Annotated in this window: 26 protein-coding genes; 1 reads left to right on the top strand and 25 read right to left on the bottom strand. The window is 45.9% G+C overall.

Annotation, left to right across the window (positions count from 1 at the left end; genetic code table 11):
- Position 1: 1 nt before the first annotated feature.
- The 12 genes from qoxB to H615_RS0102870 all read right to left on the bottom strand — a co-directional run bounded on the left by qoxB (position 2) and on the right by H615_RS0102870 (position 11,067).
- Positions 2–1,945, bottom strand: coding sequence for a cytochrome aa3 quinol oxidase subunit I (qoxB, locus tag H615_RS0102930; protein WP_027953746.1), 1,944 nt, complete (start codon positions 1,943–1,945; stop codon positions 2–4).
- 24 nt (positions 1,946–1,969) lie between these two features.
- Positions 1,970–2,917, bottom strand: coding sequence for a cytochrome aa3 quinol oxidase subunit II (qoxA, locus tag H615_RS0102925; protein ID WP_027953745.1), 948 nt, complete (start codon positions 2,915–2,917; stop codon positions 1,970–1,972).
- Positions 2,918–3,503: 586 nt separating this feature from the next.
- Entirely contained in the window at positions 3,504–4,025 is a 522-nt protein-coding gene (locus tag H615_RS0102920) for a hypothetical protein (protein WP_027953744.1), read from the bottom strand.
- Positions 4,026–4,131: 106 nt separating this feature from the next.
- Positions 4,132–5,175: a zinc-binding dehydrogenase gene (locus tag H615_RS0102915; RefSeq protein ID WP_027953743.1), complete on the bottom strand. Its 1,044-nt coding sequence runs from the start codon at positions 5,173–5,175 to the stop codon at positions 4,132–4,134.
- Positions 5,176–5,314: 139 nt separating this feature from the next.
- On the bottom strand, positions 5,315–6,316 hold the full coding sequence (locus H615_RS20775; RefSeq protein WP_084162962.1) for an aldo/keto reductase: 1,002 nt from the start codon (positions 6,314–6,316) through the stop codon (positions 5,315–5,317).
- 262 nt (positions 6,317–6,578) lie between these two features.
- The gene (locus tag H615_RS0102905; protein WP_156896422.1) at positions 6,579–6,758 is read right to left on the bottom strand and encodes a hypothetical protein; all 180 of its coding nucleotides are present in this window, start codon (positions 6,756–6,758) and stop codon (positions 6,579–6,581) included.
- A 77-nt stretch (positions 6,759–6,835) separates the two neighbouring features.
- Positions 6,836–7,318 carry a ribonuclease E activity regulator RraA gene (gene rraA, locus H615_RS0102900; protein WP_027953741.1) on the bottom strand — a complete coding sequence of 161 codons (483 nt, stop codon included), beginning with the start codon at positions 7,316–7,318 and terminating at the stop codon, positions 6,836–6,838.
- Between the two features lie 136 nt (positions 7,319–7,454).
- Positions 7,455–8,561, bottom strand: coding sequence for an NADH:flavin oxidoreductase (locus H615_RS0102895; RefSeq protein WP_027953740.1), 1,107 nt, complete (start codon positions 8,559–8,561; stop codon positions 7,455–7,457).
- 107 nt (positions 8,562–8,668) lie between these two features.
- Positions 8,669–9,067 (bottom strand): hypothetical protein, encoded by a 399-nt coding sequence (locus H615_RS0102890; protein WP_027953739.1) that lies wholly within the window; start codon positions 9,065–9,067, stop codon positions 8,669–8,671.
- Positions 9,068–9,148: 81 nt separating this feature from the next.
- A complete protein-coding gene (locus H615_RS0102885) occupies positions 9,149–9,910 on the bottom strand; it encodes a PAS domain S-box protein (RefSeq protein ID WP_027953738.1) in 762 nt (253 codons plus the stop codon).
- A 390-nt stretch (positions 9,911–10,300) separates the two neighbouring features.
- Positions 10,301–10,837 carry an SRPBCC family protein gene (locus H615_RS0102875; protein ID WP_051254570.1) on the bottom strand — a complete coding sequence of 179 codons (537 nt, stop codon included), beginning with the start codon at positions 10,835–10,837 and terminating at the stop codon, positions 10,301–10,303.
- Positions 10,838–10,875: 38 nt separating this feature from the next.
- Positions 10,876–11,067 (bottom strand): hypothetical protein, encoded by a 192-nt coding sequence (locus tag H615_RS0102870; protein WP_156896421.1) that lies wholly within the window; start codon positions 11,065–11,067, stop codon positions 10,876–10,878.
- 108 nt (positions 11,068–11,175) lie between these two features.
- Between H615_RS0102870 and H615_RS0102865 the strand changes: the two genes are divergently transcribed.
- Positions 11,176–12,060, top strand: coding sequence for an NAD(P)-dependent oxidoreductase (locus tag H615_RS0102865; protein ID WP_027953735.1), 885 nt, complete (start codon positions 11,176–11,178; stop codon positions 12,058–12,060).
- Between the two features lie 384 nt (positions 12,061–12,444).
- Here H615_RS0102865 and H615_RS0102860 read toward each other — a convergent pair whose 3' ends face one another.
- The 13 genes from H615_RS0102860 to H615_RS0102795 form a co-directional block, all read right to left on the bottom strand.
- Positions 12,445–13,590, bottom strand: a complete 1,146-nt coding sequence (locus H615_RS0102860; RefSeq protein ID WP_027953734.1) for an MFS transporter — start codon at positions 13,588–13,590, stop codon at positions 12,445–12,447.
- A 539-nt stretch (positions 13,591–14,129) separates the two neighbouring features.
- Positions 14,130–14,273, bottom strand: a complete 144-nt coding sequence (locus tag H615_RS22510; protein WP_169516179.1) for a hypothetical protein — start codon at positions 14,271–14,273, stop codon at positions 14,130–14,132.
- Between the two features lie 183 nt (positions 14,274–14,456).
- The gene (locus H615_RS0102850; protein ID WP_027953733.1) at positions 14,457–14,717 is read right to left on the bottom strand and encodes a hypothetical protein; all 261 of its coding nucleotides are present in this window, start codon (positions 14,715–14,717) and stop codon (positions 14,457–14,459) included.
- 18 nt (positions 14,718–14,735) lie between these two features.
- A complete protein-coding gene (locus H615_RS0102845) occupies positions 14,736–15,026 on the bottom strand; it encodes a hypothetical protein (protein ID WP_027953732.1) in 291 nt (96 codons plus the stop codon).
- 255 nt (positions 15,027–15,281) lie between these two features.
- Positions 15,282–15,473, bottom strand: coding sequence for a hypothetical protein (locus H615_RS0102835; RefSeq protein ID WP_027953731.1), 192 nt, complete (start codon positions 15,471–15,473; stop codon positions 15,282–15,284).
- Positions 15,474–15,782: 309 nt separating this feature from the next.
- A complete protein-coding gene (locus tag H615_RS0102830; protein WP_027953730.1) occupies positions 15,783–16,787 on the bottom strand; it encodes an ABC transporter permease subunit in 1,005 nt (334 codons plus the stop codon).
- Positions 16,780–17,733 carry an ABC transporter permease subunit gene (locus H615_RS21760; RefSeq protein WP_051254569.1) on the bottom strand — a complete coding sequence of 318 codons (954 nt, stop codon included), beginning with the start codon at positions 17,731–17,733 and terminating at the stop codon, positions 16,780–16,782. Before H615_RS21760 ends, H615_RS0102830 begins: the two co-directional genes overlap by 8 nt.
- Positions 17,734–17,814: 81 nt before the next feature.
- Positions 17,815–19,020 carry an iron-containing alcohol dehydrogenase gene (locus H615_RS0102820; RefSeq protein WP_027953729.1) on the bottom strand — a complete coding sequence of 402 codons (1,206 nt, stop codon included), beginning with the start codon at positions 19,018–19,020 and terminating at the stop codon, positions 17,815–17,817.
- A gap of 205 nt (positions 19,021–19,225) precedes the next feature.
- Complete coding sequence (locus H615_RS22240; RefSeq protein ID WP_156896420.1) at positions 19,226–19,390, bottom strand: hypothetical protein; 165 nt, start codon at positions 19,388–19,390, stop codon at positions 19,226–19,228.
- 172 nt (positions 19,391–19,562) lie between these two features.
- A complete protein-coding gene (locus H615_RS0102810) occupies positions 19,563–20,117 on the bottom strand; it encodes a TetR/AcrR family transcriptional regulator (RefSeq protein ID WP_027953728.1) in 555 nt (184 codons plus the stop codon).
- A gap of 147 nt (positions 20,118–20,264) precedes the next feature.
- The gene (locus H615_RS0102805) at positions 20,265–21,767 is read right to left on the bottom strand and encodes a BCCT family transporter (RefSeq protein ID WP_035531184.1); all 1,503 of its coding nucleotides are present in this window, start codon (positions 21,765–21,767) and stop codon (positions 20,265–20,267) included.
- 19 nt (positions 21,768–21,786) lie between these two features.
- Entirely contained in the window at positions 21,787–22,977 is a 1,191-nt protein-coding gene (locus H615_RS20765) for an MFS transporter (protein ID WP_084162958.1), read from the bottom strand.
- 264 nt (positions 22,978–23,241) lie between these two features.
- Complete coding sequence (locus H615_RS0102795) at positions 23,242–24,765, bottom strand: AbgT family transporter (RefSeq protein WP_027953726.1); 1,524 nt, start codon at positions 24,763–24,765, stop codon at positions 23,242–23,244.
- Positions 24,766–24,851 lie beyond the last annotated feature (86 nt).

Here is a 24,851-nt window from a genome sequence, read left to right as displayed (position 1 = left end):
ATCATAACCCCCTTGCTTTTCGCTCAATGCGTTTGATTTCTTCTACAGATACGTAATAGCCGTCATCATAGTCGAAGGAACGGAGAATCATAACAGCGACTCCACCGATCAGTCCAAAGATGGCTACAGGCATCCATTCGAACACGAGACCGAAACTTGCAAGACCGAGGAATGCCATCATAATAATCGGCGTTGCTTTGTAGCTCGGCATGTGAATCGGCTTCAGCTGCGATTCGTCATAGGTTGTCTTACCTTCTTCTTTCATGCGTACGTAAGGATCGATTTCATCCACGTAAGGCACGGTAGCGAAGTTGTAGAATGGTACCGGCGTCGTTGTCGCCCATTCGAGCGTACGGCCGTTCCCGTTCCAGGAATCTCCTGTTTTTTCGCGTTCCGCATGACGGAAGCTGTAGTAGACGTTGTAGACAAATACAATGAAACCAAGTCCCATTCCGAATGCTCCAACTGTGGAAATGACGTTCAACGGCAGCCACTCGACGACGTTCGTAATGAACAGGCGGCGCGGCATTCCGTCAAGACCAAGGAAGTACTGCGGGAAGAAGCAGACGTGGAATCCAAAGAAGAAGATCCAGAATGCCCATTTTCCAAGTCGTTCGTTCATCTTGTGACCGAACATCTTCGGATACCAGAATACAAGACCTGCGAAGCAGGCAAAGACTGTACCCGCAATCAGCACATAGTGGAAGTGTGCAACAAGGAAGTACGAGTTATGGAACTGATAGTCCGCTGCGGCCATTCCGAGCATAACCCCTGTAACCCCGCCGAGAATGAAACTCGGAATAAAGGCCAGAGACCAAAGCATCGGAACCGTAAACTCGATTTTCGATTTATAGAGTGTCGCAAGCCAGTTAAAGATTTTAACCCCTGTCGGCACTGCGATCAGCATCGTAGATATAGAGAATACAGAGTTAACAAACGCTCCGGCTCCCATTGTAAAGAAGTGGTGCACCCATACAAGGAAACTTAACAGAGCAATGATGATCATTGACCAGACCATCGCGTGATAACCAAACAAACGCTTTTTAGCGAATGTGGCAATGATTTCCGAGAAGATACCGAAAGCCGGAAGGATAACGATATAAACCTCAGGGTGTCCCCACATCCAGAACAAGTTGGCCCACATCATCGGAAGTCCCTCCGCTGTCAGCGTGAAGAAGTGAGCTCCGAAGATACGATCGATCGTAAGAAGTGCAAGCGCAACGGTCAGGATCGGAAACGCAAATACGATAATGAAACATGTCACAAGAGTGGACCATGTAAAGATCGGCATATGGAACAACTTCATTCCAGGAGCACGCATCTTAAGGATGGTTACCATCAAGTTAATCCCCGTTGCCAGTGTACCAATACCGGATAGTTGAAGACCCATCAGGTAGAAGTTCTGACCCGGTCCAGGGCTTAAGGCAGCACCGGAAAGTGGTGTGTAGCTTGTCCATCCGGCATCTGGTGATCCACCGATGACGAAGGAAATATTGAAAAGCATCGCTCCAATGAAGAAGGACCAGAAACTCATGGCGTTCAACCAAGGAAACGCGAAGTCACGGGCTCCGATCTGCAATGGAACAATAATGTTCATCAATCCGATCAGGAACGGCATCGCCATGAAGATGATCATGACCGTTCCGTGCGTTGTGAAAATTTCGTTATAGTGCTGGGAATCCAGGAATCCCAAATCCGGAAAAGCGAGCTGGACACGCATCATCAGAGCGTCCATGCCGCCGCGGAATAACATCAGCAATGCACTGAGAATGTACATGACACCGATTTTTTTGTGGTCAACGGTCGTCAGCCATTCACGCCAGAGCCAGCCCCACTTCTTAAAGTAAGTTAATAGGACAGGAATGGCGATGGATACAAGCGCTATGGATACCATGGCGGCATATATAATCGGCTCACCGGTGACTAATATATCTGTAATGCCCATGTTTTCACCTGCTTTCTTAACGTTCTATTGAAATTCTTCTTGTTTTTCAATTTCATCCAGGTGCAGTTTCTCTTTAAAGAGTTCTGCATAGTTTTCGGCTACAAAGCCCATTCCCTCATGAGTACCATGATCATAGTACTCCAGGTGTGTGGACGAATATTCATCCTTTTCCGTCAAGCCTGGCTTCAGAAGCTCCTCGTACTGTTCTTTCGAAAGTTCAGGGGCTTCGTTCTGGATGTCACTGACCCAGCTGTTAAAGTCTTCTTCAGGTTCTGCATGAACTTTGAACGTCTGAGCAGCGAACCCTTCGCCGTTGAAGTTGGAGTTACGTCCGTCATAAACGCCTTCTTCGTCGGCTTCCAGGTAAAGAATGTTCATCATTCCAGCCATGTTGTATTTCTGCCCGCCTAGAGCAGGAATCCACAACGCTGTCATGGAATCCGCGGATGTCAGATGGAATTCGATCGGACGATCCACCGGAATGTGCAGATAGTTGACTGTCTCAATGTCTTCTTCAGGGTAGCTGAAGAACCATTTCCAGTCGGCTGTTGTTGCATGAATGACAAGCGGCTCCTTGGCCTCTTCCCCTTCTGCAGGCTCTGCGGGTTTCTCCAGATCAAACAATGTTGTCACTGTCGGAATCGACAGTAGAATTACGATGATTAACGGAATGACAGTCCAGATAATCTCAATCGTGGTATTGCCGTGCAGATTCGGAGCATAATCGCTTTCTTTACGTCCGGGACGATTTTCACGATATTTAATGACCATGAACGCAAAAAGAGCGAATACGACAACGATGATGCCTAACATAAACCAAAGAGAATATTTTATCAGTTCATATTGACTTTCTGCTGCAGGCCCCTTGGGATCGAGCACTGTCATCTCAAGCTGCCCACACCCACTAAGGAACAAAATCAATCCAAGTGGAAGCAGCCCTAACCATCTTTTGCGAAGATGCTTAGCTTTCATTAGTTTTCACCCTCCTATCAACCAACCTATATAAGTATGAAACTAAGAATCTATATTGTTCTTATAGATCATAACGCTTGATAAATTATATCAGAAATTACAAAAATGCAAACAACCGTTCACGATTTTGTCAAAGAAGAGTCAAGACATTGTTAATAAATCGACACAAGTTATACGCTTTCAAGGAAATAAAAGGAATTACTAGTCATATTTACATACAAAAAACCTGCATCCCCCTTGAAGAGAAGCAGATTTTGTAAACTGCTGTTAAAAATGTGCCGACTCACTTCGACAGGGGTCCGTCATGATGTATAGAGTAATCAGCAGAAACCGTTCCTGATGCCTCCTTTCCTCTCTGGGTGCTGAACTTTCACACTTACGGTCTGGGAATCTATTGCCTTTCTGTCTGCTTCTCAAACTCCTGAACATGTCCTTAAAGCAACTTTGCATCCTTCTACCTATCATCTGATCACATCCTTCGACAATTCTCTACTATTTATCGGCAGATGGAGTAGGTGAACCGCCTTTCTATTCCATTGAAAAAAGAGCCTCTGACCGGAAGCCCCTCTTCCTTTCCAGATGCTCTTTATTGGATCGTCTCCGAGGACTCCACAGCGCTCTCACCAGAATGAGCGTCCTCCGCATCCAGGATGTGTCCGTTATGTACAGCGGCTTCTGCCTCCCCATTGAAAATAGGAAGATACGTAACTGTAACTGGTCCTGCCAGGTCTTTCCTTCTTTCTTTCTTCACGAGCAAAACCGTGTAGTCCGTTCCATGTGGAGAGGAGACTTCCATTCCTCCTCCGATGGTATTATGAAGGGATAATTGAGCGGAAACCCTCACGATCGCATACTCTTCCTTTCTTTCCTTCAATCCGAAGATGCTGTAGGTGTGATTACCCGAACGTACAATCCATAATTTCTCCCCGCTCGTTGTCAGCATAGCTTCCACATCACTCTCTGCATGATCGTCAAGAAAATAGGCTTCCGCCTGCGCGTCGGTGGCAAAAGTTATTTCCTCCTCCTTTTCTACGCTCTCCCCTTGACTGCACCCTGACGCTAATCCGAAAAAAAGAAAAAAGAAAAGCAGGACGACCACCTGTTTCATGCTGCTTTGCCCCCTCCTTTTGTTTTAGTTTCATCTTATCATAGAAGGACAGCCTCCTTTATGACAAACAAAAAAACCGGACCGCAGATGGGTCCGGTCTTTCTTCTTATTCTCCTTCCGGAAGCAGGACAATTTTTCCGAGCTTTCCAGCTTCTTTAAAGAATTGCTGGGCTTCCCTCGCCCCCGTAAGCGGAAAGGTGCGTTCAATGACGGGTTTTAATTTACCTTCTGATATAGCTTTCAGCATCTTCTTGAATTCCTCTCTTGTTCCGAGCACAGAGCCATACATCGTAATGTGTTTCAAATAAAGCGTACGGAAATCGAGCTCTGTCTTTTGACCGCCTGCAGAACCGGATGTGCAGAAGCGTCCGCCTTTTTTCAACACTTGAAGGGAAGTCGGGAATAAAGCATCTCCGACCACATCAAGCACAGCATCAATCGGACCGCCGGCGGCTTCAAGAATATCTTTATCGAGGCTATCAGATTTATAGGAAACGACATGAGAAGCACCCAGTTCTTTCAACTGCTCTGCTTTATCAAGATTTCCCACAACAGCAATCACCTCTGCTCCAAATACCTGAGAAGCAATCTGGACATTCAAAGATCCAACGCCGCCATTGGCTCCCGTCACCATCACTTTTTCACCAGGCTTAATTTGAATCTGTTCAACCATATGCCATGCAGTTAATCCACTGACGGAGAAGACCGCACTCTCCGTGAAATCCTCCAACGGCATCGGCATACAAAGTTCAGCCGGCCAGACGACATACTCGGCATATCCCCCGTCATATTCTGAGCCTATAAAGGACATATCCTCTGAGATGTGCTCCTGCCCTTCTTCTCCGCTCGATGTGAACGGGAATAACACGACTTTCTCTCCCTCAAGGGAAGGTTCCACCCGATCACCCGTTTTTACAACCGTACCCGTAATGTCCGATCCTGGAGTCCTCGGGAACTGAACACCTTCCGGGCGCCAGCCGGATTGGCTGCCCTGTCCGTATGCCCCTTCTCTCATCCAGATTTCCGTGTTGTTAATGGCACACGCTTTCACCTTAATAAGAACTTCACCAGATTTCGGTTCTGGAACAGGCACCTCTTTTTCTTCAAGCATTTCGATACCACCATAACCTGTGACCTGCATGGCTTTCATTTATGAATGACCTCCTTCAACTCTTTTCTTCTCTATGTACAGGATAAGCAATCTGAAAAAAATTATCCAGTTAAACCGTTCGGTATACATAAATAAGAGCAGGAAGAACTATAAAAATTCCTGCTCTATCCATTGCCACCTATATTTCAGACCGTACAAGTGGACCGTACTCTTTCAGTGATCCATTTCGCAGATCCTGCGTGTGGCTGTACAACATTTCATCTATCATCAATAATTCTTCCCGGGAAAGCTGAAAGTCATCCACCTCTTCCACTCTTTCCAGCTGGGACGGTTTCCGCGCCCCCCACAAGGCTACATCGGCGCCTGGCTTATGATCCAGCAGCCAGCGGACCGCTAATGAAATGAGGCTGTGGCCGCGTTTAGATGCGAATTCCTCTAAGGATTCTACAGCTTCAATCAACTGTGGAAAACGTCCCCCTTGAAAGAGCTCAATATGACTCCTTAGGTCACTTTGCGGAAAAGAAGCATTTTTATCAAACTTCCCTGTCAGCATACCATGAGCAAGCGATCCCCAGGAAAGGGTGGCGATTTCATGATTGTGACTGTATTCGAACCAGTCAATGAGATAGCGCTGCAGCAGATTCAAATGCATCTGGGCGGTATGGATGGGAGCGTAATTCTGCCACTCGTCCATCTGCTCCGGACTGAAATTGCACACACCAATCGCTCTGATATGGCCGGATTCATAAAACGAACGCATCTTTTCTGCCGTTTCTTTGATAGGAAAATCCGGATCCGGCCAGTGGACCTGATAAATATCAAGATAATCCGTCTGCAGCCGCTTCATGCTGTTTGCAAGTTCCTTCTCCAGTTGATCCGGCCGGCTATCCCGCCAACTGCTTTCCCTCGTCCAATCCACCCCGCCTTTCGCAGCAAGGACCAGTTCATCTCTTGGAACGTGTGAACAGGCGATGGCTTTTCCTACAAGCTCCTCGGCCAACCCTTTCCCATAAGCAGGTGCCGTATCTATCGTCGTGATACCCTTACTCAAAGCGGCCTGGATCGTCTGGATGGATTCGTCCTCGTTCGTCCCGCCCCATCCGGTGCCGCCGATGGCCCATGTTCCAAGAGCGATGCGGGTAGCTTCCACTTCACTTCGGCCAAGCTTCACTTTTTTCATAAGTGAGCCCCCTTCCTTTTTATGGGAACCATTAACCCATCTGTCTCTCTTCCAAACATGGAAACTCTTATAAAACAAAAAAACTTCTGATCTTATCAGAAGTTTTCAAGCTTTTTTAAACGTATAGCTGCCCGCGTGTTGTATTTATGGTCACATTCCGCTCATACAAAAATGCAGGCTGCGGATACGGACTCAGACTACCTTGGACAGGAAAAACACGGAGTACCTCTACAACTGTAAACGTTTAGTCTCATCAGCAGCTTTAAGCGTTAATTTTCAAGTTTTCCAGTGTCAGGAAATAGTTGAGGACAAACTGGCGCACTTCCCATTCAGGAATTGTATTTCTTCCGTCTGTAAATCCACCTTCTTCATAGGAAAAATTTCCGAATGACAGGCGTTCCCCGGATATCAGTTCGAGCATCACTTGATTCGTTTTCTCCATATATTGCATCACCATCACCCTTTCTACTAGAAGGATAGGCAGAATGATAGCTTTTTATACATGGACAATCCTATGAATCAATCATGGAGCTTTTCTTCTGCAAGAACGACTCCGTCTTCATCCACGTACGCATAATCCCCCGGATGCCAGACAACGTTTCCAAAAGTTAAAGGAATACTTTCCTCTCCCTTCCCTTCCTTTTTGCTTTTCAACGGAAAAGTACCGAGAGCAAGAACGCCGACGTCTGTGTCCGCCACTTCGAGCGAATCCCTTATGTACCCGTGGATAATGACACCAGCAAGGTTCCTCTTCTCAGCGATAGCGGCTAGATTCCCTCCCATAAGAGCGCAGTTCTGCGAGCCCATGCCGTCGACGACCAATACATTTCCTGGAGGGATGGTTTCAAGCGCCTTTCTCACGAGCACATTGTCATCCTTCACCTGGACGGTTGATATAGGACCGTGAAAGCTTTTTACTCCACCAAAGCTTTTTAATCCAGGGGAGGCTATACGAAGCTTGTCCGGATAGTCATCACATAAATCTGCTGTCTTCACTTCCATTGATTTCCCTCCTTCAAAAGAGAATTTTAGAAAACTCCTATACAAACCATTCGCCCCTTCACCTCTATTATCCTTCTCTACCCTAGACAACCAAAAAAAGCAGGCACGGAAATTCCATGCCTGCTTTTCTACTATATTAATAGAGTTTACCAAGAGCTTCTTTATCGAACGGCTTCAGTTCATCGGAACGACCTTCTTCCACCTTCTTCACCCATGCCGGGTCATGAAGCAGGGAACGACCGATCGCTACAAGATCGAATTCATCGTTCTTCAGTTTCTCCATCAATCCATCAAGGCTTGATGTTTCTGTGCTGGTGAAGGATGTGAACACACCATCAAGTCCGACAGAACCGACGGAAATGACCGGTTTGCCTGTGATTTTCTTCGTCCATCCAGCAAGGTTCAAGTCAGAGCCTTCAAATTCCGGCTCCCAGAAACGGCGGGTGGAGCAGTGGAAAATATCCACACCGGCTTCAACGAGCGGGTTCAGGAACTGTTCCAGCTCCTCCGATGTTTCAACAAGTTTCGCTTGAAAATCATTCATCTTCCATTGGGAGAAACGGAAAATGATCGGGAAATCCGGACCAACTTCACGGCGGCAGGCTTCCACGATTTCCACCGCGAACTGTGTACGTCCCACAAGATCTCCACCGAAGCGGTCTGAACGTTTATTGGTCTGCTCCCAGAAAAACTGGTCAATCAAATAGCCGTGGGCGCCGTGGATTTCAATCGCATCGAAGCCGATACGTTTCGCGTGGCCGGCAGCGGCCGCATAGGATTCTACAAGATCTTCCACTTCTTCAGTTGTGAGCGGTTCGTTGATTTTCTCCCCATCCAGGTTCAGACCGGACGGACCGACTGCAGCAGCTTCCGGATTTGGGAGGTCGCCTTCATTCCGGGTCATACCCACATGCCAGAGCTGCGGCGCGATTTTACCACCGGCCTCGTGCACTTCCTTCACGACATTTTCCCATCCTTGCAGCGCTTCTTCGCCGTAGAAAAGAGGAATGTTTTCTCCTGATACAGAGGCCGGGTGACCGATCCCTGTACCTTCTGTGACAATCAAACCGACATGGTTTTCCGCACGGCGGCGGTAATAGGCGGCGACTTCCTCATTCGGTACACCGCCCGGGGAAAAACCACGTGTCATCGGCGCCATTACGGTCCGGTTTGCAAGTTCAAGCTGATCACTATTGAATTTTTCAAATAATGGTTGTACAGATGTTGGAACATTGTTTGTCATTATCTTTCCTCCTCCTTTTTCTCTGCTAGTAATTATTGCAGAGGAAAAGGACAAACAAAAGCGATACGTTTTGAGACCGGTAAACATGAGACGATGGACTCACCTTACTACTTCATAAACCATTGGGACGACTTCCGCTGAAATAACAGCACAAAGCCCCCGATGACAAGGAGCGTCTCCATAACATACAACCAAAAGAAAGAAGGGGCGGAGTCGAACCACGTAACGGTCTCCCCCATACTGCTGATTAAACTGAAGGTAAACAATCCGAGATGAGTGATTCTGGCCCACTCCCTCCCGCGGTAGATCTTCCAAAGCAGAAACAGGCTGAGTAATAGAAACAGAAGGAATCCCCCGATCAGCAAAGGCATGTAAGCCTCTCCAAGTCCAGCTGAATCCAGGTCTGTCACTCCACGAATCATGGATAAGAGGAGAGCGGTGCCTAACAGAAGCACGCCACGCACGACTCCTTTAGGTGGTTGGTTCGTTCGTTTTTGTTTTTCCACTGTATGTCCTCCTTTCATACTTACAATGAAAAAAGGACCCTGATGGTACCAAGGTCCTTTGCTTTTCTATCGCAATCATGATCACTGTGTCGAATGGACACCAAGATACGAAAGGGCTTCTTTCACATCCGCCATGGCCGGAATTTCCGATAAGTCCATGTGCATGTGAGCGGCTTCTATGGCCATTCCGGGGCGCAGTCCCGTAACAATCGTTTTGACACCGAGAAGCGAAAGCACGCGGTTGATTTTAAACAATGAATCGATGACAACACGATCGAACGTATAAATTCCGGAAAAATCAATGATTAAATGATTCAGTTTCTGCTTCTGCACCTTCTCAGGAATGACGGCCAGAATCTGCCCTGCTTTTTCCTGATCGATTTTCCCTGTCAGGGGAAGCACAGCTGTCTCATTCATTATCGGTACGATGGTGGCGGATAATTCGTTGATCTCCTTCACGACTGCCTGATGCTTTTCCTCAATAGCCTTTTTTTCGGTAATATCACGGATATAGGATTGAATGGCTCTGCGTTCTCCCATTTTGACAGGGTGGCAGTATAATTCGACAGGCACAGGCGTTCCGTCCATCCGGTACACCGTCTCCTCAATCACATCCGCTGGTTTCTCATAAGCCGAAAGAATCCGGTTCTGAATGGCCCCTTTGGACGTTTCCTGGAATATATCCAGCGGACTGCTTCCCGCTACTTCCTCTTTCGTCGTTTGAAACAGCTTTTCAGCTGCCTTATTTATGTAGATAATCTTGTAATCTGTGTGAATGATCAAAGGGTCGAGCGAATACTCCATCACTTCTTTGTAATCCACATCAACGATGCTTTCAACCATGTTTCGTCCTCCTTGCAGTCAGACAGATTCCTGTCTGTCGATCCAACCAGATGAAAATGGGAGGTCTCTATGATGCTGCTATTCATATATTCTAACATGTCTTCAGACTAGCGTCTTTCAAACAAAGTCTTATATTTTCTGACAAATCCAGTTTACTATAAAATGGAAGTGGCAGATAGAGAAAGAACCATACTTTATTCAAACAGTGACGATATATGGAATTATCCATCCCGGAAATTGTACTGAATGACGGACTGCGCCTTCCTGTGACAGGGTTCAGATCATCCGGAGTGATGCAGGGTCAGTACCCAGTTGTTTATCAGGAATTTTAATGGAGAAACAAGGAAAAGCTTGGAGGAAAACGTCATGTTTTCCTCCAAGCTCTTTTCATTAATGCATCTTCACTTTAGACAAATACTCGTCTAGGCAGGTGAACTGGGATGTCATCCCTTCAATGACCTGCATCTCCAAAAGCTTCTGGAGTTCGGCTTCAGATTCAAACTCGCTTTCAATGACCAGCCTTGTTTCTTTCCCTTCCGGAATAAACCGAAGATCAATGTCGATCATCGGAAGCTGTTCATTCACCATGCCTTCCGCGTCTGAAAACATATCCTTATACTGTATCCTTTTCATCGGTTCAATAGACTGGAAGATTCCAAGCCCCCATGACTGCATCCCATAAAACTCTCCCATGTCTTCATCCACACACGTCATTCCATAATGCCAGACTCCGTTCGGCATAAACTCGAACGTCTTCACTTTCGTCTCCCAGCCTTCCGGACCCCACCATTTTTCCAAACGATCCGGTTCCGAATAGGCTTGAAAAACAAGTTCCACAGGCGCCTGAAAGACACGTTCCAAGACAAGCTTATTCCCTTTGACAGTAGAGTTCATGGTCAGCCTCCATTCATAATGGTCTACACTCATTATCTTCCCGTTCTCCTGCTGGAATTCCTGCTTGACGTTTATTCTGTTTCCACTTTACATTCAAAATGTTTCTCCATGAATCCGGACTTTTCCATTTTGGGCAGGCCGCCCATGTCATAGCAGTCATTCGTCTTCTCCGTCACTTCTGCATGACTTTGGTATATAAATAGAAAAGCCGTCGCTGCCAAAATAATGATGGCCGCTGAACTGATAAAAAATATTTTCTTCATTGTTTCTCTCCCTTCTTTCTTATGAGCAAACATTCCAAGCCTTTACCTATCTCTTCATTTTCAGAATTGTTATACTACATATAAATCTGTTGGAAAGGATGGTTACGCATGAACAAACCAATGATAGGATTTATCGGTACAGGAGTCATGGGAAAAAGCATGGCCCGCAATTTGATGCAGGCCGGGTATCCGCTTTCTCTTTTTACCCGGACAAAAGAAAAAGCGGTCGAACTTATTGAGGACGGTGCCCGCTGGTGTGAGGACATCCCTTCCCTAGCAGCAGCATCCGACATCATCATTACAATTGTCGGCTATCCCAAGGATGTGGAAGAAGTATATTTCGGCGAAAACGGCCTCTTACATAATGCCGGACCAGGTTCGACTGTCATCGATATGACAACTTCCTCTCCTGACTTAGCGAAGACGATCGCTAACAAAGCCAAGGAAAAGGATATTCACGCCTTTGACGCTCCTGTGTCCGGAGGTGATGTCGGTGCGCGTAACGGAAAGCTGACCATCATGGTCGGCGGAGAGGCGGATGCATTTGAATCAATCAAGCCTGTCTTCGAAGCCATGGGGGAAAACATCGTCCTTCAAGGAGAAGCCGGTGCCGGACAGCATACGAAAATGTCCAATCAAATTGCCATCGCTTCAGGCATGATGGGTGTGACAGAAGCAATCCTTTACGCAGAGAAAGCCGGCCTCAACCCGAAAACCGTTCTCAAAAGCATCGAATTCGGTGCTGCCGGCAGCTGGTCCCTTTCCAACCTCGGTCCGCGGATGATCGACGGTAACTTCGACCCCGGGTTTTACGTCAAACACTTCATTAAGGATATGCAGATTGCCATCGAGTCCGCAGAAAAACTGGACATTCCCGTTCCGGGTCTGAAGCTCGCCAAGCAGCTGTATGATCAACTGGCAGAGGCCGGTGGTGAAAATAACGGAACACAGGCGTTATACAAATACTATGAGCTTATAAAAGCAGAGGCATAACAGTAAGGCTCCATGCCGATGGTCTGGAGCCTTTTTATGTATTTTTCACATTTACTTTCTGGATTCGAACAAATAATTATAGATGGATAAAAACAAAACGGTTAATACAGACAACCCTATGATATCGATCCAATCCACGATCCTTCCACCTCCTTAGTTAATAGCAGGAGACCCCATTCTCTTCCCATACGAATCCTCATTGTTAAACGTTCCCTTTTTTATATGTATGATATCTACCGCCTCAGCCACTCAAGGCTCTTTTTCACCTCAAAAACATCCAATAATTGGTACTACCTGTATTGTATCACGAAAGAGACTGTTCATACAGGAAGGCCATGCACGTTGTTTCACGAAAAAAAAGCCCGTCTGCAGGACGGGCTTTTCTTACGCTTTTTCAGTGACAGGTAGAGCAAAAACTTTCAGGCATCCAACGATTCCAAGCAGCAGGAAAATGAGCTCATACGGTGAATAAGCCAGAATCCAGCCGAAGACCGCCGGACCGATAACCGCTCCGACATTCAAAATGACAATACAGATACTGAAGCCTTGAGCAGGGATATTCGGGAAAACTTTCGCACTCCATATCGGCAGGTAGGCTGCATACAGCATAAAGGAAGCCCCGAACAGAGCACCTGAAATGCATACCAGAATCCAGCCCTGAAACAAATACAGAACGGCAATACTCAACGAATAAATAAGGATGGTCACGATAAAGCTCATCCGCATGCCCAGTCTGCTGATTATGTCACCCGCACACAAACCGGCAAGACCGGCGATTCCTGTAATCAAAAAGAAGACGGCATTGGCATTTGTGATCGAGAAGTTTTCCTGGACGAAATCTGCCGCATACGTCCAGTACGTTGCTTCTGTTACGCCAAATAGAAACGAAGCGATATAAAAGGGATTGGCTTCTTTTGTAAAAAGAGGACGCAGATCCGCCATCTTAATCGGGGACCCGATAGTTTCTGCATTTTTTTCGGGAACAGAACGCCAGGCCCATATAAGAATAAAATAACCGAACACGGCACCCCCGCCCCAGATGATCCGCCAGTCCCCGTTCAGAAGTAAATATAAAAGAGATATAAAGATCAAGCCAACAGAAGAACCTGTACTGATGATGGCAAGCGTCCGCTCCTGCACCCTTTCCTCTACGTGCTGGGTCACACTTTTTGAAAAAGACGACCAGGTCAACCCGGGACTGAAGCCTGCCAAAAGACAGGCGGCAGCAAAAATGAGCCAGCTGTCCGTAAGCGCTGCGATCAAAAGACCCGTTGAAGCAGCAAAGATACCTCCCAAAATCATCGGCCGGGCTCCGAATTTAGATACAAGAAGAATCACCATAAGCGCGCCCGCCATAAACGTAATAAACGTCATACTGGAAATCACTCCGAGCAGGGACGCCGAAAGATCAAATGTGGCACTGAATTCAGTGAACAACAATCCGTATCCGTACCTGAACCAACCGAAAATAATGGATAGAGCCAATAAACCAATCATTGATATTGTCGGTATTTCCACTCGTTTAGTCATAGAACCATCCTTTGCATTCCTTTTAGTTTTCTGGAATAGCATTACCCGGGTTCTATTGAAATCAAACGATTAATCAAAGAAGGACTTATAGAATATTTCCCCATTTCCCCCTAGCAAATAGATATATAAGTATAACAGTCTGGTAAATCTGATTTTAAATCACTTCCAAAAAAATCCTGATCAATTAGAGCAGGATTTTCTCATAGAAAAAAGCGCGTTTTTACTAGTGTCTCCAAAGGAGTTGTCCTCAACCTTTAGTCACGAATATGTTCTTCCCCATGCAAGCGGAAGTTACGCAGCCTGTAGTGTTCTTTTGAGTCTGCGAAGCTTTGCTCAAATATGGTAAAGCTGTTTTCCCGCAGGCGTCGGCGCGAGGAGCGTTCGGTGGTGACGCCTGCGGTTCGTGCCCATGGCTAGTCCTAATTCAAACTACATCATTTTATCAAAAAAGAAACACCCTTACGAACATAAGGGTGTTTAGGTCATCCATCTTTTCCTTGTGCTTCAAGAACTATCCGCTTCACTTTTTTACATATGAACTACTTGCTGAACCTCGGTTTACTGAAAAAGGCAGCCACCAGCATAAAAAACAAGGACGCCAGTACTCCCACCGCCTCTTTGTCAAACAAAATTGAAACTGGGATGGATAATGCAGCAAACATAAAAAAGACCTGCATCAACATCCTTTCACCTCCCCGTAGTTGTTATGTAACCTTCACAAAAGATAAATATTTCTATATCCTGCGTTATTCAAGGTCTTATTTCTGCTGTTACTTCTCTACAGGAGCGGATGTACACTGTGACCGGTAATCCGACCGAAAACGCTCCCTTTCAAGAATTAGACCGATAATATCTTATCCCCTTGCTCAAGGCTGTCCATCTATAAGAGACTGAATCCAGTAGCCACCCGACATCAGGATGAAAAAACTGAAGAACATGATTATATTCGCTGCTATGAGCCAGTAATTTTTTGCAAGTAAAGCAAAGGCAGCCCCGATAGGAGCGATAATAAAAGTCAGCAGCCATAAAGGGCTGGCTGTCTGAAAAACGAGATTCGGCACCCACATGAGCAGACTGATGACCAGACTGGACGCAGCTGTCCTCCTGTATAACCTTTCTTTTTCCATTTCCCCTGCTCCTTCCGACTACAAAAAACTGATAACCATGAAAACGAATAGAGCGAGAAACACCAGCAGGGTCCCCAAAAGGATAAGTGGAGCCGTCCATTTTAAGAAACCCCTCTCTTTGTTCTTCCAAGCCAGAAAGCTCAGCGCGAGACTTGCCACTGCTGAAGCCAGCGCTCCGAAAAAGCAGATTTGTATCATGATTTTCCCAAAGCCCTCAGGATCAGCCGGAGCGGCCCCATAGGATAAAACAATCAGCAGAACTGCGGATACACTCAACCCTGCCGACCATAAACTGTATGTACGTCTCAATAAAAAAACTCCTTCTCCTTATTCATCCCTCTTATAAACGTGGACGAAGACAAATCCATGCGGTCGATCATCAATCGAGGCTTCAAGCTTCCATTTGCCACTTTTGGGAAAGAACAGCAAATAAAAATTTTTATTCATGGCATCTCCTTCCCACTCTACAAAAGCACCCTTCTATCATTCCATATGATGGAAGATGTTTCAATGTTTCTCCCTCTCTTTATGGAAGGGGTACACAGTTACGACTTTCACGACAGATCAATTCCTTGAAAAAAGAGTAATCAGAAGCATCAACAGTCCATAAACAAACGATACAAGAACGAGATTCACAGCAATACTGAAGGTTCCATACAGATGCGGAAGAGCCGCTATCAATAAAATCATAAAAACAAAGCCGCCGATGTCTCTATTCTTTTCCTTCTTCGTTCGCGCTTCTGTCCGGCGCCTCATACCTTCACCCTCCTTTTTCAAAACTGCGGGATGATCCTTTCCCTTCTCTATCTACCTTTCACAAACCAGGACGTTCAAACCTATCCTGATCAGACCGCAGATTTTCACGTAAATACGTTGGTATCAGCGGTTGCCAGGGCGCAAAATAGGAAAGATTCATGAGAACAGTAGGCTTATAGATGAGCGCCGAATATATTCAGCCTAACCGCCACTATTACACAAAGCGAACGTTATAGTCCGGCCTGCTATTCGGAATCGGACTGGCAAAAGGGCGGGGAGCAAGCCAGCCGCTAAAGAACAGGGGTGGTTTCACTTCACCATCCGGAACTTCTCCTTATCCAAGGAAGCGTTCTCCTGTTCCTCATGAATTCCCTGATCCTTCACCCTTTCCGCCGGCCGCTCCCCTTTCAATCCATAGGCGATCACATTGACAGCAAGAATGGTCAGGGCAAAAGCAGTCACAGGAGCAAGGACCATCCATGGAAACGGACGGAAGTATTGAAAGTTCTCGCTGATCATCCCCGCCCACTCGTTCGACATGGAAAAAGATCTTGTCACAGCTTCCCCCGTTTTCACATCATACTCCATCACTCTTGTGTCCGATCCTCCTATAAAAATACTTAAAAGTCCGAGATGGGCAAAAATAATCAGCGACTGCCCGATCTGCTGAACAAACATAACGGCAAGCTTCGGTTTTAAGTACGGAGATAGATGCTTCCTGAAAATACGGAATTTCCCCGCACCCATGATTCTGGCGCTTTCAATATACTCATGACGGTAGGCGAGGTCGATTTCCTTCTGCACATAGATAGAAATCACCGGTACCCCCACTGCGATAATCACCAAACACGGGAAGACAATCTTCGTTGTCAGGTCATAACTCCAGCTGAATGTTAGGACGACCGGTGTAATGAGCACATACGTAAAGATGGTTGCCGGTGCATAATGAAGGGCATTGGATAGTCCTTTAAACCATTGTTTGATGGAAGGTGGCAGGCGAAACAGAAGATATCCTCCTGCTACTGAGAAACAAACCCTGCCCATCGCAATGATGACAGAAAGACCGATCGTATACTTCGCTCCTTCGATGATTTTAATAAAATAGCTCTTCCCATCCGCATCACTGCCAAGCGGATAGGAAAACGATGGAGGAAATGGCGCAACAGCTTTCAAATCTCCATTTTCGTCCAGCCACAATTTTTTCGGATCGGCCTGTCCCGGTTCAATCAAAAGCGTGTAACTGAAACTGGCTGCCAATAAAATAAGAAGATAAACAGAACCGATCACCACCATCCACCGGCGGGCATTAGTCATGGCTGCCTCCCCCCTTCAAAAATCTGGACTCCAGGCCCCATTGGATGACAATGAATACCAAGAAGAAAGGGATAAATACCAGAAATAAGCTGAAGGTCAGAATTTCCGGATTCAGCACACTGTGCTCGTATAAAAATGTCATGAATCCATCGATATCAAAGATAATTTCAAGCATCAGAAGATTGGCTAAAGCGAAAGTGAATATATTTTTAAAATGATTGAACAACGTCAGCCAGGCATTTCGAAACATATGTATGATCAGGATCCTCCACCTGCTCAACCCTTTACTTCTGGCCAGCGTTACATAGGGCTGTTCCTCCTCCAACTCAAAAGTCACCAACAGATATTTGGTTATATAAATGCCGGGAAGAATCGACAACACGAGAATCGGCAGCAGGACAGGATCACCATCAAAGGTACTGGTGATATCAAACAGCAGAATATTTGTCTTCTTATAGACCCACACGATCAACCATTGTAAAACAAGGATGATGAAGATATCCGGGAGAGATTCCAGGACGAACACAACCATTTTCGGAAACGACCGTCGTTTACTGGATTGAACCATGATCACAACCGCAAATCCAACGGCAGCCACCAGACCGAGAGCAAGTCCTGATACTAGATAAAACATCGACTTTATGAACAAGTCGAACAGCTCTGGAAAAAGTGGAAAGTAGCGGCCTTGATGGTAATATACAGCCGAACCACCGTCCAGCAGAAGCTGGGCCGTACTCCATATGTGCCCGACGTATTCCTGAAAGTTCAAGACAATCGTATCATGTAGAAAAAGTGTATTATCCAACTCGTTCCGTTCAATCATGAGTAGCACATCCATCTGGGATCGGATGTTAAAAAATAAATACGGCAGTGAACCAATAAGCAGTATACCTATGGAAGTCAAAGTGAACTCGAAAAACGACTTTCTGAAAAATGACCATGCCATTACAGTTCCTCTTCTCTGATCAGGTAGTGGTGTTCATAAGAAGCTCCCCCACATCCTGTGAGGGAGCTTCTCCGATTCCTGCTATCCCCTGTTCCGTCCTGCGTGTGACAGTTGTGAAAAATCATAGTCAAAGCAGACGCGGTACAGCTCTTCCATTTCATAAAGCGTCGGTACTCTAGGGTTACTGGCTGGACTTCCACTGTCCCATGCATCCGCAGACATTTTATTGATAACGCTTTCAAAATCCTGTTTATCAATACCCCATTCTTTTAAATTGGGGATGTGCAGCTCCCGGCACAACTCTTTAACGGAAGACACCGCGTGATCTGCCGCTTGTTCATTGGAAGATAGACCGCCTGAAGAAAAAATCCTCCCTATGTCGGCCAGTCGATCCACCGCCTCATTCCTGCTGAATTCCAGCACAGCGGGCAGCAGCATCGCATTTGAGTACCCATGGGGAACATGAAATAGCGCACCAATCGGTCTCGACATGCCGTGAACCAGGCAGACAGAGGCATTGGAAAACGCAATCCCCGCCTGCATCGCAGCCAAGGACATCGCTTCTCTCGCATCGATGTTATCCCCATCATGATAAGCCGTTTTCAAATGCTGGACAATCAAATTCACAGCGGAGAGAGCCATAGAATCGGCCATTGGATGAGATTTTTTCGATACATAAGCTTCAATCGCATGGCTTAAGGCATCAATTCCTGTAGCTGCTGTGACATGCTTCGGTGAAGATAGAGTGAGCGCCGGATCAACAATCGCCACATCCGGCAAAAAGGCCGGCTGTTTGATCATCATTTTCACATCATCCGTGGTGTTCGTAATGACGGTTACATCCGTTGCTTCCGAACCGGTCCCCGCTGTTGTCGGTACCGCCAGATGGGGAGCCGACTTTACATCCACTGTTTTCTTCCCGCCCCGGTAATCACCGATATCCCCTTCATTCGATGCAAGGACAGCAACGGCTTTAGCTGTATCTATACAGCTTCCGCCTCCCAGAGAGATCACAACATCACACTGCTTCGTCCGGAACAATTCGAGAGCTTCGGTTACATAAACGTCTGTCGGTTCAGATTCAACTCCTGAATAAACAACGCTTTCCATATTAGATTCAGTTAAGTACTTTCGGCCTTCGTTGACATATCCCAGCTTGTCCATGACAGGATCGCTGATCATCAACGCTCTCCTTCCCCTGAGAGACGCTTCTTTTCCAATCGTTTGAAAGGCTCCACGCCCATAGTGGATGATTTCAGGCATTTGAAAGACAGCATAGTGCTTCACGACAACCCCACCTTTAGATATTTTTAATCACAAAGACTTGGAATGGACGACCGCAGCCTGGTGGGAAAGATCTCTAGTGTACAGCTTTGAAGTTTTAAAGAGGTGTTATGTAGGTAGCAAACTCGTGGATGAAGGATGTCATTCTGCTGCCTGCGGTTATTTCGCTTTCTTAATACGGATTTATTCGTTATCGATATCCCATATTTCACGCTGTCGGGGATGGTCTAAATCGATAAGAAGCGCCCCCCTCTTCCGTCGTTTCCACAGGCTCATAAAGCCCCTGGCCTGTCAGCTTTTTCAGGATGACACTCTGGCGTTCTTCTACCGCATACAATCGTTCAATTTCCTCCAGTTTTTCCTTTTCGCTCATATCCTTTCGATCTTCCTTCAGGTATGACACCTCCCATATTTGTAATTATCTGTATTGTAACACAATTATTTCTACGTGATGAATACAAAAGGACGTCCGCCGTAATGGCGGACGTCCTTTGATTCATTACTAATTCCAGCATCATTTTTGCTTCACCTGCATCACCAAACATCTAAAGAGTGTGACGGACAATTGTGCGGGCCATCTTAATCGAATGTTCGGTGGCCTTTTCAGCACCGATTAATGTCGTCATGGATGTCGTTCCTTCAAGGAGAAGTGTAAACTGATTCGCCAGGTCTGTCTCATTTTCTTTGCCCTTTTTTTGAGCCAGCCGCTGAAAATATTCAAGCAGCCTGGATTTATGACCACGCGCAATGTTTTCAATCTCATTGTTCGCACCTGCATAATCTTCAATCGCTCTTAAAAACATGTCTCCTTTATAAGACTGCTCTTTCAGCCAACGCCCGTGTGCTTCGACGGCCAGTATAAAAGGAGAGTCTGAATTCATTTCTACATGAGAATCCAAATAAGTCCAATAGCGTTCTTCCCTTTGTTTAAGGACCTCTTCCACTAAGTTCTCTTTAGAAGAAAAGTGATTGTAAATCGTCATTGTAGCTACTGATGCTTCATTGGTAATCTGTTTTAACCCCACTCCCCTGAAGCCGTGCTCATAAAATAAACGTTCGGCTGTCTGGAGTATTGCTTCTTTTTTTACTGAACGGCCCATATCATCTCTGACTCCTTTTACTAGATAGAACTAATCATTCTCATAGTATCAACATGATGTTTGAATGGCAAACCCATCCTTCCACACCGTTGTTAAGGACCGTTATTCATATTCATAAATGGTTCTTAATGTAAAACATAGGAATCATTAAGCAGCGTGTTGATCCTTCTTCTTTCGCTTCATCATATCCGTGCTAAAGACTTTTATTAATCCTGCCCCCATGATTAACAGAATAACGGCTAATGGTAAGCCCGCTATAATTGTGGCCGCCTGAAGACCTGCGATTCCTCCCGTCCACATCAAAATGGCTGCTATGGCTGTAAGAATGACCCCCCAGCTCAGCTTTACGAAGAATGGAGGATTCAAACTCCCATTAGACGTCTGCATGCCTAATACAAATATCGCAGAATCTGCAGATGTAATAAAGAAAGTAGATATGAGTAAAATGCCGGCGATAGATAATAAACCGCTGAATGGCAGCTGCTCCATCACAAAAAACAAGGAAGTTTCCAAGCTTTGTCCGGCAACATCCAGCCCCTGTACATAATCCAGAAATAATGCATTCCCGCCAAACACCCCGAACCATAAGGTACAGACAACAGCTGGAGCAATAACAACAGTTAAGATAAATTCCCGGACAGTCCTGCCTTTTGATACGCGGGCAATAAATGTACTCACAAATGGAGACCAGGCTACCCACCAAGACCAATAAAAGATTGTATTATCTTTAATCCATTGATTGCTGTCCTCTTGGAACGGTGTAAAGCGAAAGCTCATATGTATTAAATCCTGAACGTACGACCCGAAGGTGGCTGAATACAATTCCAGTACAAACTGTGTCTGACCTAAGACAAGGAAAGAAAGCAGTAAAAAGCCTGCTAAAATCAAGTTCGTGTTGCTGAGAATTTTTATCCCTTTTGAAATACCTGTTGCTGCAGAGGTAATAAACAACACCATGGTGACCAGCATAATCACGAGCTGTACCCCATAATTATTTGGAATTCCAAACATATAATGAAGCCCGCCGTTAATTTGGGAGGAGCCGATTCCAAGGGAGATGGCTACTCCGAACAATGTCGCAAAAACAGCTGTGATATCGACGAGTTTACCGATAGGGCCATCTACACGATCTCCTATCACCGGATACAGTGTCGTGCTCATCAAACCCGGCTTATCCTTTTTAAATTTATAGTAGGCAAGGGTAAGCGCTACAACAGAATAGACGGCCCAAGCACTGAACCCCCAGTGCAGATAGGAGTATTTCAGCCCTAATTTAGCAGCTTCAATTGTGCCACTTTCACCATAAGGGGGTGACTCGTAGTGTGTCATTGGCTCTGCAGCCCCATAAAAAATGAGTCCGATTCCCATCCCGGCACTGAACAGCATCGCAAACCAGGTCGGCCGGCTGTATTCAGGTTTTTCTCCCTCTTTCCCTAACTTGATTTGACCAAACCTGCTGAATGCTATTACGAGGGCTCCTATAAAAAATAGGGCTATACAGAATTGATAAAACCAGCCAAATGTGTTCAACACCTGATTTTTTGTCGTAGTCATGACGCTTAGTAAATGTTCCGGAAAGAGAACTCCCCATATTACGAATAACACTCCGATGGCTAAAGAAGTCCAAAACATATTTGTGAATTTATTCATCTTAATCCCTCCTGAGGTTTTATTCCTTTTGATAATCCGCATGGATCTTCCACCCCCATTTTTCAAGATAATCAGAACTTTTTCTTTCACCAGGACTGATTAAAAATGAGAGGAATCCAATACCTCCATAAAGAGTAAAGGTTATTGCGTATCCCCATGCTTCAATACTGAGGCCGGCCAGGGTAGACCCCATAACCTGCCCTAATGCCAAGGTTAGAAAAGGAACACCTATACCAAGGGATGCGTTCGATACGAAGACACGAATGCCCCAAATTAAAAGGACGCCCGTTAAAAAAATATAAGAGGATCCAAATAAACCGGCAGATCCATAAACCCCCAGCCATGATGATGGGAAATACACCAGGATGACCGGGGAGGCGGATAACGCAATTCCACTCAGCTTATAGGCGAAGGATACCCCCCTCTTCTCAACCACAATGGCTGAAAACCCACCTAAAACGCCCATGATCCCAATGAATATCCAGAACCCTGACAGGAACCAGTCATCATATCCTCCAGCGGCTTCAAGAAAGGACCTTGAAAATGTCCAAAATGCCGCCGAAGCAAACCCCAGCATGAGGGAAGCTGAAATCAAAGGCGCGGCACCTTTTTGTCCTTTTATGGAAAGTTTTCCTTTTCTTAAGATTGTGTCGGATGTGCCTGTCCCTTTCGGTATGGATATGAAATTCCATATGAACACCCCTAACGCAAGGACAGCGTATAGCATATAGGTAAGCCTCCAGTCCGACGTCAGGAACAGGGCACCCATCCCAGATAAGGAAATCCCGAAACTAGTGCCGGAATTAATCCATGTATTCGCCTTCCCTTGATCCTTTTCATTAATCCAAAGCGAAATGGCCGCTCCAAAGGGCGGAGAAACCAGACCTGTACTTGCCCCAGCAAAAAAAACACCTATGGAAAGAATAACGGGGTTGGTCGATACAGCCATGAAGACCAGTCCAATAAAAGCAGATAACCCCGCTGAAAGAATCATCAACCTCGGGCCATTTGAGGTGGTGAAAACAATAGAAAGAACGATCGTACAACAATAGGCTATATAAAAGATGGAAGATATCAAGCCAGTGACCGAATCAGACATTATTAAATCCCTCGTTATATCTGGAAGAAGTAAACCAAAACTAAAACGCGCAAACCCATAGCAGATGGCGATCATAGTTACACCTGGTAAAACAAGCCTCTGAAGTTTCATTTCTCATCCTCCTAAAAATTATATAGAACGACCTTTATAATTCTATCCCAAAAATTTTTGACCTCTTCTCATATTAAGTTGGATTCATCACCAGCAGCAGGTTTGTGAGTATTGGATGGGGCGAAGCGTCAAAGATTAAAAATTAGATAGAACGACCTCTATATATTCGACAGATTACCAACCTTGACATTCCGTTGTCAATCTTTTTTACATGATGCATAAAAATAGGACGCCCGCCGTATTGGCGGACGTCCTTTGGATTTGTTAATAATGAATCGGTGATCCCGGCCCTAAATCCACTCCTGTCATCATCCAGATGATCAGCATGATCGTCCAGGAAATCAGGAAGAAAACAGTGTACGGGAACATAACGGAAATCAGTGTTCCGATTCCCATTTTCTTATCGTACTTCTGAGCGAAGGCGATAATGATCGCAAAGTAGGTCATCAGTGGTGTAATAATGTTCGTCGTTGAATCGGCCACCCGGTACGCCATTTGTGTCAGCTCCGGAGAATAGCCGAGCTGCATCATGATCGGTACGAACACCGGGGCCATCATCGCCCATTTTGCGGATGCGCTGCCGATGAACAGATTGATGACAGCTGCAACGAGGATGAATCCTAAAATCAATGGGATGCCCGAAAGATTGGCGGATTCGAGCAGTTCAGCACCATAAACCCCAATCACAAGCCCCATATTGGTTTCTGAAAAGTAAGCGACAAACTGACCAGCCGTGAAAGCGAGCACAATGAACATCCCCATCGATGCCATCGTATCTGAAAGCTGTTCGGCCACATCCTTGTCATTTTTAATTTCCTTCGTGGCAATGCCGTAAAACAACCCTGGAATAAAGAACAGAATCGTAATGATTGGTACAAGGGAACTCATGAATGGCGACTGGATAATCGCACCATCTTCCCCTCTCAGCGGTGCGCCCGGAGGAAGAATCAACAATGCCGTTAATACAACAGCAATGGCTATCGAAATACCTGCCCATTTCAACCCTTTCTTTTCTACGGCCTCAAGCCCTTTTAACTCTTCGCGGAACTGCCCCTTGTATTCACCAAGACGCGGTTCCACAACTTTTTCAGTTACAAGCCCACCAACGAAGGTGAGGAGAAAGACCGATACAATGATAAAGTAATAGTTCATCGCAATGTTCATGCCATCTGCATAGGCAGGGTCAATAATCGCTGCCGCATCAATCGTCAGCTCTCCCAGCAGGGGATCGGTCGCTGATAAAAACAAGTTGGCACTGAATCCGGCGGAAACACCGGCAAAAGCCGCAGCCAGACCTGCAAGCGGGTGGCGTCCGAGAGCGGCAAAAATCACGGCTCCCAGCGGCGGAAGCACTACATAACCGGCATCAGAGGCTACACTGGACATGACACCAGCGAATACGAGACCATATGTAATCAACGCTCGAGGAACAGATAATACGAAACCGCGAAGGCACGCGCTGATCAGCCCTGTCCGTTCTGCGAGCCCGATTCCGATCATCGTCACGAGGACAACCCCAAGCGGCGCGAATCCGATAAAGTTGTCTGTCATACTGGAAAAAATGTACTCGATGCCATCGGCACTGAGCAGGTTTTTGACTTCAACCATTTCCCCTTCTTCACCGGGATGCTCCACACTGACTCCGAAGCTCGAGACTACAGCCGATATAAGAACAACCAACAGAGCCAGGACAGCAAACAATGTGATTGGATGCGGGAGTTTATTCCCCACGCGTTCAATGACATCCAATCCTTTTTGAAACAATCCTTTACGTTTGTTTTCCAACATAAATTTCTCCTCTCTTGTTGCAAAATAAAAAACGTCCGAGAAATATTTCTGCCGTTTTTATTTATTCCTGCCGTTTTCAGTATATA

The organism is Halobacillus kuroshimensis DSM 18393, assembly GCF_000425705.1.
In the GTDB taxonomy this organism is placed as follows: domain Bacteria; phylum Bacillota; class Bacilli; order Bacillales; family Halobacillaceae; genus Halobacillus; species Halobacillus kuroshimensis.
The sequence above is the reverse complement of the archived record's forward strand: the minus strand, read 5'-3'. Positions and strand labels throughout refer to the sequence as shown.